Below are 10,592 nucleotides of genomic sequence, written 5' to 3'. Positions count from 1 at the left end.
TTTGTTTTATCAATAATTTTGTATTGGTTTGAATAAACAATATCTCGTTTAAAGTAATCTTTAAAATCATCTTTTGACAAAGTGAATGGGGTACGAGAATGAATTTTTGATAATTCGCTGTTTGCTTCTTCAGTAATGATTGCGAATTCATTATCATCGTTATAACAACCTGCCAAACAAATCATGCCGGAATTGGTTGTAAAGAAATGTTTTTCTTTTGTATTTTTTTGCCATTCATAATATCCACTCGCAATGATAATGCAAGGTTTGTATTTCATTGCGATTTTATTTTCATCTCGTAAGTTAATGACTTGTTTTTTATTTAAAGTTAATCCCCATTTCATAATTGAGGGGTGTAATTTGTTTTCATTATCCATTAGAAACACAACGGTCTTTTGGCTTGGGAATACTTCTTCAAAACTGATTTGATTAAAAACATCTAGAGATAGTTTCTCTTGATAATACTTTTTTATTTTTAATAATGTTGGATTTTTGCCATCCGAGAATAAATAACGTCCACACATAATTTTACCTCTTTTCAATAAACCATTTATCATGATCATGAAATAAGTATCTACATTCTTGATTAAATAAACAAGTATAACGCATTCCAGCGCCTCCTGATTTTAATGAAGCTGCAGGACAGCATTGGAGGATACGATCAATTTTATATTCAATGCCATTGTTCCATATGATTGAAACAGGCTGTATTTGTCCTTGTAAGGTATGACGACATAAAACTTCAACATAACAACGATTCATAATGGGTCTCCTTTTTTATTTAAAAAAACTTTCTGGGAAAATAACATGATCTGATTTAGGATCTAATCGGTTTAAGTCGTTATCTTGCAAAACACATCCTCTTTGAATTGAGAAATGACCAAAACGATGACGAATTTCATCAAAAGCTAATTCTAATTTTTTAACAGTCAAATCTTTTTTCTTGTCAAAGAAAGATACTTGGTTAACTGGAGCTATGCTTGTAAAATTTGATAACCGAACACCTAAACTGCGCACAGGTTTTGAAAGGGAGTAATGTTTTTCAAATAGTATGACTGCATGTTTGACAACAATATCTGTACAATCCGTAGGAATTTCGCACTGCATTTGACGAGTAATGGTATTCAATGTATTGTCACGGATTGAAATAGTAATCGTTTTACCATAAAATCCTTGTTCTCGTGTTCTAGCACAAACACTTTCGGATAGAATCGTGAGTATGATTTTAACTTCATCTAATGTAGTTAAATCCTTAGGGCAAGTGGTGCTATTTCCAATAGACTTAAGAGAAGAACAGGCACTATAATGTGCAACTTCAGATGTTTCATAACCATTCGCAAAAGAATGCAAGGTAATACCGACTTTGCCAAAGATGCGTTCGAGGGTAGAAAGGGGAGTATTCGCAAGATCGCCAATCGTGTAAATGCCATACATTTTTAGCTTTTTTGCGTTAGAATAACCAACAAATAATAAATCTCGAATAGGTAATGGAAATACCTTTTGGTCACGTTCATCTTCAAAAATGGTAAAGATATTATTAACATCCGCTGCATCTGATGCTAACTTAGCATAAACTTTGTTGTAACTAATACCAATGGACACCGTTAAACCTAATTCAAAACGGATGCGTTCTTTGATGATATTTGCGAGTTCAGTAGGTGATTTATACAAATGATGACAGTCACTGACATCGAGCCATGCCTCATCTATTCCAAAGGATTCTACATGATCGGTATAATCAAGATAAATCTTTTTTACTTTCATGGCATAACGTAAGTAGAGTGAAAAGTTTGCCTTAACGCAAATAAGTTGTGGACATTTTTGTTTTGCTTGCCAAATAGCTTCACCTGTTTTGATATCATACTTCTTAGCTAATGCATTCTTTGTTAGTATAATTCCATGGCGTTCTTCAATATCACCACAAACGGCAATAGGAACCTGTTTGTATTCAGGGTGATAGAGCATTTCGACAGAGGCATAAAAGCAGTTTAAATCTGAGTGCAGAATAATTCGATTCGTAATATCACCTCCAACTTTATTTTACTTGAAAATAAATCAAGTTCAAGTGAAACTTGAATATTTTTCAAATAAAGATTGAAAAGAAATTGGAATACCAGTAAAATGAAGGTGGTGATAAATATGTATTTTAGAGAGAATTTAAGAACGTTACGTCGAATTTATAAAACATCGCAAGATGAACTTGCGAGATTTTTAGGCTACAAATCATTTACGACGATTCAAAAGTGGGAAGATGGAACATCGATTCCACCTATGCCTATTATTCAAAAACTAGCTAATTTCTTTCAATTACCAATTGAAGATATGATAAATAAGAATTTAGCTCATGACGTTGTAGAAATGCAACCTGTACCTGTATTAGGAACGGTCAAGACGGGGTTAGGGTTATTTGCGGAAGAAAATATATCTGGTTATGAATATGTTGTAGGTAATGATGAATTACGTGAATACTTCTATTTAAATGTTATTGGTGATTCCATGAAAAATGTACGAATTATGGAAGGTGATTGTGTCTATATTCGCCGCCAAGATAGTGTAGAAAATGGTGAAATTGCAGTTGTATTGTTAGAAAACAATGAAGTTACATTAAAACGTGTATTCTTTAAGAAAGATCAAATGATTCTTCAACCTGAAAATGATGACTATAAACCAATGGTTTTCACAAAAGATGAAATCGAAGAAAAGGGAATCAAAATTATTGGTAAGTTGATTCACAATAAGATTAAATACTAATGAAACAAAAGATAATTTTTTTCTTCACTTGTTTTTTCATTTATTTGATTCTATTTGTTGTTGAAAACGCTATTGTTAGTTTTGCTTTTACATTACTACAAATTACGGGAATGGTTGTTCCTATTTTACAGGTTGTACTTTTAATTATAGTGAATCCACCACTTACATGGATTTTGGCAAATATTTACTATCCTAGGCTCGCAAAAGAAAAAACGAGTATAAATTCATAAATAATCTTAAAACTATCTAGTTTCCATATACTTTAATGGAATAGGTAGTTTTTATTTTCGAAGAAATGAAAATAAGTTGAATAAAATTCAAGCTTATTTAAAGAGATTTTAAAGTTTCTAAGGGATAAATAAGTAAAATTTGTTACATTCATTACCAATTTGAAGGTTTAATGGAATTGGTCTTTTTTTCTTCAATAGAAAGTTATGGCGTGCTATAATAAGTTGAAGGAGTTGATTCATTGTGCGTATTGTAATTGCGACTGGGGGTACAGGAGGACATATTTATCCTGCTTTATCTTTAGCAAAAGCAATGAAAGAAGAAGACCCCGCTACTGAGTTTCTGTTTATTGGTTCTACCAATCGAATGGAAGCAACTGAAATTCCAAATGCAGGATATGCTTATGAAGGAATTGATGTTGTTGGTATGAATGGCTCTCTACTTTCTAAAGTAAAAGCTTTTTACTTGTTAAAAAAGGCAGAAAAGAAATGCAAGTTAATCCTTCAAACATTCAAACCAGATGTTGTGATAGGATTTGGTAATTATATTAGTGTGCCAGTTTTATGGGCCGCAAATTCATTAAATATACCAACTATGATACACGAACAAAATTCATATGCTGGTAAAGCAAATAAGATGTTGGCAAAATCTGTGAATGCAGTTGTTGGTTGTTATGAGGAAAATCTTAACCAATTTCCACCTCAAAAGACAAAAATTTTAGGTAATCCACGTGCAACAGAAGCAGCTAAAATAAATAAAGATAAATCAATATTAAAGAAAGTTGGATGCAGTGATGAACTTCCTTTAGTCGTGATTGTAATGGGATCTTTAGGCTCTGAAAGTGTAAATAAAGTACTAAAAGAAGCTTGTCGATTGATGGTGGGTAAAGATTACCAAGCATTGGTTGTTACAGGTAAAAAAGGATATGATGATTTCATTCAATCCTTTTCAAGTACAGAACGTATTCATGTTGTTCCATATATTGATGGCATAGAGGTTATGTGCCTTGCGGATTTAGTTGTTGTTCGTGGTGGTGCAACGACATCTGCAGAAATAACAGCTCTTGGATTACCGTCGATTATTATTCCAAGTCCCTATGTTCCAAATAATCACCAAGTCATGAATGCCTTGGCATTACAAAACAAAAATGCAGCAATTATGATAGAAGAGAAAGATTTAAATGCGAAAATTTTAGTTAATAAAATTGATGAGGTTTTATCAAATAAAGAGTTACAACAAGAAATGTCAAGACAGGCAAAACAATTAGGAAAACCTAATGCAAGTCCTGATATGATTCAATGGATTTTAGATTTAGTGGGTGGTCGAAATGAGTAATAAATTATATGATGAATTAATTAAATATTGTGAAGTAGAATGTGATGTTGCCTTATCTACAATGACAACATTACGCTTGGGTGGAATTGCAAAATATGTTGTATATCCAAAAACAAGCTTAGAGTTAAATGAGCTAATGAGAACGATTCAAGAGTTTAATATTCCATACAAAGTACTTGGAAAAGGAAGTAATATTCTTTGTTCAGATAAATACTTTGATGGAATTATCATTCGTTTGGATCGTACTTTTGATGATTTCTATTTTGATGATGAAATTTGTACTGCACAAGCAGGTGCATCAATTATTGCGATTGCATATGACGCAATGAAACATGGTTTATCTGGACTTGAATTCGCAAGCGGGATACCAGGTTCTGTTGGTGGTGTCACATTCATGAATGCTGGTGCATACAAGAGTAATATGGCCAATGTAATTGTGGAAGTATTTGTATTCCGTGATGATAAGTTTGAATGGTTGAGTAATGAAGAATGTCAATTTGAGTATCGTCATTCTATTTTCCATAAGCATCCTGATTGGATTATTGTAGCGGTGAAAATGCGTTTAACAAAAGGTGATGAAGATGAGATTCGTAATTTGATGGATAATCGTAGAGAAAGACGTCTACAAACACAACCGTTAGAATATCCTTCTGCTGGAAGTATCTTTAAAAATCCAGAAGATAAATTTGCTTGGCAGATTATTGAAGAATTAGGATATCGTGGTAAAAGTAAAGGTGGCGCTTTGGTGTCTGATAAACATGCTAATTTTATTGTTAATGCAAATCATGCGACAGCTACTGAATTTTATGCATTAGTTTGTGAAGTTCAAAAAGAAGCGAAAGATAAATTGAATCGTGATTTAATAATGGAAGTGGAGAAATTTAATTGGGATTAAAACGGAAACAAAAAGTTGAACCTGTCAAAGAAGAAAAAAGTGCCGTTGATGAAGTTTTTGATCGAAGAAAGAGGATTAAAGCTGATTTTAACTTTAGAAAAGCACAACCTCTTCTTTTTATGCTTGCAATTATTAGTGGATTTTTGATTATTGCTGTAGGTTACTATTTCTCTCCAATATCAAAAGTTAAATCGATATCAGTTAAGAACAATTATTTCTTAGACTCAAGTTATATAAAATCCTTATCGGGATTGAATTTAGAAAATCGTTATTACTTGGTTTTCGATTACTTCATAGAAAAAAAATTAGAAGAATCTGAACTTATAAAATCTGCGACAGTGAAACATAAAGATCAAGGTGTTATCGAGATTACGGTTGAAGAGGAAACACCATTTGGTTATCGTTACCTTGAACAGGGTGAATTACTTCTAACATCAGGGAAAGCAGTTGAATTAAAGAGTGAATACTTAGATCTAATCGCAAAAGTCCCTTACATTGATGGATTCGAATCAGAGGAGCAACTGATTAAAATAGCGAAAGCTTTCCAAAAAGTTGATCGTAATATTATTGAATCGATTTCAGAAGTGTCTCAATATCCTATGTCATATGATGAAAATACATTGCGCTTATTAATGCGTGATGGAAATAACTTCTTTGCTAGTTATTATTCATTATCTACTCTTAATTCATATAATGAAATCGCATCTGATTTTACAGCGTCGGGATTGTGTATTTATTCAGATGATAGTTTAAAGGTTGCGTTTACTTCGACTTGTCCGTGGGATGCAGTTGTAGAAGAAAAAGAATATTGGATAGATGAGTTGGGTAATGTTGTGGTTAATCAGTATGGAGATCCGGTTGAGAAGAAATATTTTACCGATGGAAATGGAAACTTTATCTTGGATGCAAGTGGTAATAAAATTCTAATTCCAATGGGAGAAGAAGATGATTATGAAGCCTACACAAAGAGTCAAATCGAGTAAGTTCGTATTAAAAAAAGTAACCAAAAGCATAGGTTAAACTGCCATGTGACTTTATTAGGGTAATTAAAATTGTATAAAATAGGTAAAATTGCAAAAAAAGTACTAAAAAACGGAATTAAACTAGCGTAAAATTTGATAATTGGTTGGTTTTTGGTATAATATTGTAAGGCTAGGAGGAGATACTATGTCTATTGAAAAAGTAACAAATCTCGGAAATATCAATATTTCTGAAGAAGCGATTGCTTCATTAACTGGGGGCGTTGTTACAGAGTGCTATGGGGTTGTTGGTATGGCATCTAAAAAGTTCCTTCGTGATGGTTGGGCTGAATTATTAAAAATCGAAAACTTCTCTAAAGGAATCGTTGTTCGAAAAACGGATAATGGATTGGAATTAGATGTATATGTTATATTAGGATACGGTGTTAAAATTTCTGAAGTCGTGTCTGAAGTACAAAAGAAAGTTAAATACGTTCTTGAAAAGACACTTCAATTGGAGCTTAGTGCTGTAAATGTCTATGTTCAAGGTGTACGAGTAATAGGCTAACGGAGGAAAGCATGAATACAATTAATGGAATAATGTTGAAAGACATGCTTCAAAGTGGAGCCAACAATTTAAACAATAAACACGCTGAAATTGATGCATTGAATGTGTTCCCAGTTCCTGATGGAGATACTGGAACAAACATGTCAATGACTTTTACTAACGGTGTAAAAGAAGTAATGCAATCGGGTAATGATGATTTATCGATTGTCGCAAAAACATTATCAAAAGGTTTACTGATGGGAGCTCGTGGTAATTCAGGAGTTATTTTGTCGCAAATCTTTAGGGGTTTTTATCAAGGGATGGATTCAAAACAAGAAGCAAATTCAGTAGAACTTGCAGAAGCATTTATGAATGGAAGCCGTATTGCATATAAAGCAGTTATGCGTCCTGTAGAAGGAACAATTTTAACTGTAATTCGTGAAAGTAGTGAACTTGCACAAATTTATGCAAATGAAAATCCAGAAATTACTCCTCTAGAATACTTAACAGTTTTATGTAAAGAAGCTAAGAAATCACTTGATTCAACACCAGATTTACTTCCTGTATTAAAAGAAGTAGGTGTAGTTGATAGTGGTGGAGCAGGTTTATTATTAGTACTAGAAGGATTTAAAGCTGCATTAGAAGGAAATCCAATTGCAGTAAGTGATCAAGCAAGTACTGTACAAAATACAGCAGCAATGGAAATGGAAAATGAAGGATTTGGTTATTGCACAGAATTCATTGTTCGCTTAAATAATGAAAGTTTAAAAACATTTAAAGAAGAAAAACTAAGAACTTCTTTAGCACAACTAGGTGAATCTATTGTAGTTGTTCAAGATGAAGAAATTGTAAAAGTACATGTTCATACATTAACTCCAGGGGATGCATTAAACTTGGCACAACGTTATGGTGAATTTGTTAAGTTGAAGATTGAAAATATGCAAGAACAACACAACACTATTACACAAGGAGCTGATGTAAAAACAGTTGCTCCGGTAAGTGCTGAGAAGAAAAAATATGCAATTATTGCAGTAGCAGCAGGAGATGGATTAAAGGCATTATTTGAAGAATATCGTGTAGATAAGGTCATCTCTGGTGGACAAACAATGAACCCATCAACTGAAGACTTTGTTGCAGCAATTAAAGAACTTAATGCAGAACATATCTTCGTATTACCAAATAACTCAAACATTATTTTAGCTGCCCAACAAGCAAAAGATGTACTTGAAAATGAAAATATTCATGTGTTAAGTACGAAATCAATTCCTCAAGGATTATCAGCATGTATCATGTTTAATCCAGAAACTGAAATTGAAGATAATTTAGTTGAAATGCAAGCGGCAATTGAACATGTGAAAACAGGTCAAATTACATATGCAATTAAAGATACTACATTTGATGGCTTAGCAATTAATGAAGGCGATTATATGGGAATCTTTGAAAAGGATATTATCATTTCTACTAAAGATAAACTTGAAGCAACATTTAGATTACTTGATAAAATGATTGATGATGATAGTGAGATTATTACATTATTAGTTGGTGAAGATACAAGTGATGATGAAGTAAGCCAAGTAGAAGATTATGTTGCATCTACATTTGATGTTGAAGTTGATACTCAAAAAGGGAATCAACCAGTATACAGTTTCATTATAGGCGTAGAATAATCGATAAACCCTAGTAAGATACTTGCTAGGGTTTTATATTACCTAAAAATGGTGTTACAATTTATGTAAATAATAAAAAATAGCGATAGGAGATGGTGATTATGAAGTTTACGTTAAGAGAGGTTACATGCGAAGATATACCTGAATTGGTGGATTTACGTATGGATTTTTTGAATGAGATTTCAACCACGCCATTACCAACTAATTTAAAAGGAAATATTGAAGAATATTTGAATAAGAGTTTAATTAAAGGAACATGTTTTGGACTGGTTGCAAAGGATCACCATCATATAATTGCAAAAGGTTTGATATGCACATATGAAGTATTACCAGATGAATATTGCCCTGAGGGTATTATTGGTAAATTATATAGTATATATACAATTCCAGAAGTACGAGGACAAGGAATTATGAGTGAATTAATTATAAAGTTAATTGAGCTTGCGAAGAAAAAAGGAATACAACATCTATATCTTGCAGCAGAAGAAAAGGCAATTCCTTTGTACAAACGAATTGGATTCAAATTATTAGAAAATGAAATGAAACTAAAGGAGTAATGTGATGCTGACAACAAGAATCATGACAGATGATGATAAAAGAGAAGTTTGTAATTGGAAATATTCTGGTGAATATGAAATCTACAATATGCCAACTTATGATGAAATGGTCGAAAAAGAATTTGCATTTCTTAATCTAAAGAGGCAAAATAATTATAATACTTATTTCGATAAGGAGACTTGTGTTGGATTTACAAATGTTTTAGAAGAAGAGAAAGAAATTTTTATTGGTATCGGAGTTACACCAAATTATTGCGGACAGGGATATGGCCAAGCAATGTTAAAAATAGTCATCGAAAAGTGTAGGAAACTATATCCAAACAAACCGCATTATTTAAAAGTAAGAAGTTGGAATAAGAGAGCAATTACTTGTTATCAAAAAGCAGGATTTGTAATAGATGGTGATGAATTCGTTCAAGAAACTTCAATTGGAGTAGGAACTTTTTATCGCATGATTCATCAATAGAAAATATAGAGGAAAAGAAAATGAAATTAATAAAATTATGGGAATCAGATTTACAAAAAGCATATGAACTTCAAAGTTCATTTCCAGAACAAGAAAATGGATTTGTGAATGTAGCATATGGACTATCTTTTGAGGAGTTTGTTGAATATGTTCAAGTAAGAAGAAACTATTCGATGAGTATTGGATTAAAAGAAGGGTATGTTCCAGACACAGTTTTTGTATTGGTAGATGATAATAACTATGTAGGTATTTTCAATTTGCGTCATGAATTAAATGAATTTCTTGAAAATGGTGCTGGACACATTGGCTATGGCATTGCTAAATCCTATCGCAGAAAAGGATATGCAACTAAGGGTTTAGCACTTGTACTTCAAGAGGCGAAAAAAATAGGAATTGATGAAGCTTATTTATCGGTAAATAAAAACAATACAGGTAGTATTAAAGCACAACTAAACAATGGTGCAACAATTCATCATGAGGATGATTTAGAATATTACACAAGAATAAAATTATAGAATATTGGGGAAAATAAATGGAAAATAAAAAAGAAATAGTGACAAAAGAAAATTTATTTACTGTTTTGGATTTAATTGAATCATTAGAAATGACTTACTAGTTAGATGGTGGTTGGGGAGTTGATGCTCTTGTAGGATATCAAACTAGAAATCATCGTGATATAGATATCAATTTTGACGCGAATGAGACAGCTAAATTCTTAGAGATACTAACGAATGTAGGCTATCAAATCGATACAGATGAAAGACCGGTTAGAATCGAATTGTATCACTCAGAACTAGGTTACTTGGATATCCATCCATTCATTATTGAAAAGGATGGTTCGTCTAAACAAGCGGCTTTAGAAGGTGGTTTTTATGATATACCTGCAATATATTTCGGAAGTACCACCTTTGAAGGAAGAAATATTCCATGTATTAACCTTGAAGGTCAAAGAGTATTTCATACAGGATATGAATTAAGAGAAGTAGATAAACATGATATTGAACATCTGGATCAATTATTTAAGAATTTTTGATTGAAAATTATAAATTGGTAAGATAAGGTGACAAATTGACAACAGTAGTTGGTTGATTCGCATTTGAATAAATTGATATGCTTTGGGTGCAGTTGCAAAAAACTGAGAAGAGAGGTATCTATTATGAATTTTAATGAAAAACTAATTAACCTAC

General features: G+C 32.2%; 12 protein-coding genes and 1 pseudogene. 10 read left to right on the top strand and 3 right to left on the bottom strand.

Annotated elements, in window-relative coordinates:
- The 3 genes from RR643_RS03770 to RR643_RS03760 form a co-directional block, all read right to left on the bottom strand.
- On the bottom strand, nucleotides 1-524 hold a 524-nt coding region (locus RR643_RS03770; RefSeq protein WP_332482366.1), incomplete at its 3' end, for an SOS response-associated peptidase family protein.
- A gap of 4 nt (nucleotides 525-528) precedes the next feature.
- On the bottom strand, nucleotides 529-762 hold the full coding sequence (locus RR643_RS03765; RefSeq protein WP_332469142.1) for a hypothetical protein: 234 nt from the start codon (nucleotides 760-762) through the stop codon (nucleotides 529-531).
- Between the two features lie 15 nt (nucleotides 763-777).
- Nucleotides 778-2,004 carry a DNA polymerase Y family protein gene (locus RR643_RS03760; protein ID WP_332482368.1) on the bottom strand — a complete coding sequence of 409 codons (1,227 nt, stop codon included), beginning with the start codon at nucleotides 2,002-2,004 and terminating at the stop codon, nucleotides 778-780.
- A 135-nt stretch (nucleotides 2,005-2,139) separates the two neighbouring features.
- Between RR643_RS03760 and RR643_RS03755 the strand changes: the two genes are divergently transcribed.
- The 10 genes and pseudogenes from RR643_RS03755 (at nucleotide 2,140) to RR643_RS03710 (ending at nucleotide 10,438) form a co-directional block, all read left to right on the top strand.
- Nucleotides 2,140-2,751 carry a LexA family protein gene (locus RR643_RS03755; protein ID WP_332469143.1) on the top strand — a complete coding sequence of 204 codons (612 nt, stop codon included), beginning with the start codon at nucleotides 2,140-2,142 and terminating at the stop codon, nucleotides 2,749-2,751.
- Nucleotides 2,752-3,222: 471 nt separating this feature from the next.
- Complete coding sequence (gene murG, locus RR643_RS03750) at nucleotides 3,223-4,314, top strand: undecaprenyldiphospho-muramoylpentapeptide beta-N-acetylglucosaminyltransferase (RefSeq protein WP_332469144.1); 1,092 nt, start codon at nucleotides 3,223-3,225, stop codon at nucleotides 4,312-4,314.
- Nucleotides 4,307-5,209, top strand: coding sequence for a UDP-N-acetylmuramate dehydrogenase (gene murB / locus RR643_RS03745; RefSeq protein ID WP_332469145.1), 903 nt, complete (start codon nucleotides 4,307-4,309; stop codon nucleotides 5,207-5,209). Before murG ends, murB begins: the two co-directional genes overlap by 8 nt.
- Nucleotides 5,200-6,192 (top strand): cell division protein FtsQ/DivIB, encoded by a 993-nt coding sequence (locus RR643_RS03740; RefSeq protein WP_332469146.1) that lies wholly within the window; start codon nucleotides 5,200-5,202, stop codon nucleotides 6,190-6,192. Before murB ends, RR643_RS03740 begins: the two co-directional genes overlap by 10 nt.
- A gap of 184 nt (nucleotides 6,193-6,376) precedes the next feature.
- Complete coding sequence (locus RR643_RS03735) at nucleotides 6,377-6,736, top strand: Asp23/Gls24 family envelope stress response protein (protein WP_332469147.1); 360 nt, start codon at nucleotides 6,377-6,379, stop codon at nucleotides 6,734-6,736.
- An 11-nt stretch (nucleotides 6,737-6,747) separates the two neighbouring features.
- The gene (locus RR643_RS03730; protein WP_332482365.1) at nucleotides 6,748-8,382 is read left to right on the top strand and encodes a DAK2 domain-containing protein; all 1,635 of its coding nucleotides are present in this window, start codon (nucleotides 6,748-6,750) and stop codon (nucleotides 8,380-8,382) included.
- 101 nt (nucleotides 8,383-8,483) lie between these two features.
- Nucleotides 8,484-8,939: a GNAT family N-acetyltransferase gene (locus RR643_RS03725; protein WP_332482364.1), complete on the top strand. Its 456-nt coding sequence runs from the start codon at nucleotides 8,484-8,486 to the stop codon at nucleotides 8,937-8,939.
- Between the two features lie 4 nt (nucleotides 8,940-8,943).
- Nucleotides 8,944-9,405: a GNAT family N-acetyltransferase gene (locus tag RR643_RS03720; protein WP_332482363.1), complete on the top strand. Its 462-nt coding sequence runs from the start codon at nucleotides 8,944-8,946 to the stop codon at nucleotides 9,403-9,405.
- Nucleotides 9,406-9,425: 20 nt separating this feature from the next.
- Nucleotides 9,426-9,920, top strand: a complete 495-nt coding sequence (locus tag RR643_RS03715) for a GNAT family N-acetyltransferase (protein WP_332469151.1) — start codon at nucleotides 9,426-9,428, stop codon at nucleotides 9,918-9,920.
- A 17-nt stretch (nucleotides 9,921-9,937) separates the two neighbouring features.
- Nucleotides 9,938-10,438, top strand: a pseudogene (locus RR643_RS03710) (nucleotidyltransferase domain-containing protein).
- The last annotated feature ends 154 nt before the right edge of the window (nucleotides 10,439-10,592 follow it).

This window comes from Anaerorhabdus sp., from assembly GCF_036637135.1.
In the GTDB taxonomy this organism is placed as follows: Bacteria; Bacillota_I; Bacilli_A; order Erysipelotrichales; family Erysipelotrichaceae; genus Anaerorhabdus.
This window is presented reverse-complemented; position numbering and strand designations above follow the sequence as displayed.

Bases quoted from the DNA above. Each gene is read 5' to 3' on its own strand.
- RR643_RS03715 (WP_332469151.1), top strand. From the start codon at position 9,426: ATGAAATTAATAAAATTATGGGAATCAGATTTACAAAAAGCATATGAA.
- RR643_RS03755 (WP_332469143.1), top strand. From the start codon at position 2,140: ATGTATTTTAGAGAGAATTTAAGAACGTTACGTCGAATTTATAAAACA.
- RR643_RS03735 (WP_332469147.1), top strand. From the start codon at position 6,377: ATGTCTATTGAAAAAGTAACAAATCTCGGAAATATCAATATTTCTGAA.
- RR643_RS03720 (WP_332482363.1), top strand. From the start codon at position 8,944: ATGCTGACAACAAGAATCATGACAGATGATGATAAAAGAGAAGTTTGT.
- murB (WP_332469145.1), top strand. From the start codon at position 4,307: ATGAGTAATAAATTATATGATGAATTAATTAAATATTGTGAAGTAGAA.
- RR643_RS03725 (WP_332482364.1), top strand. From the start codon at position 8,484: ATGAAGTTTACGTTAAGAGAGGTTACATGCGAAGATATACCTGAATTG.
- RR643_RS03730 (WP_332482365.1), top strand. From the start codon at position 6,748: ATGAATACAATTAATGGAATAATGTTGAAAGACATGCTTCAAAGTGGA.
- RR643_RS03765 (WP_332469142.1), bottom strand. From the start codon at position 762: ATGAATCGTTGTTATGTTGAAGTTTTATGTCGTCATACCTTACAAGGA.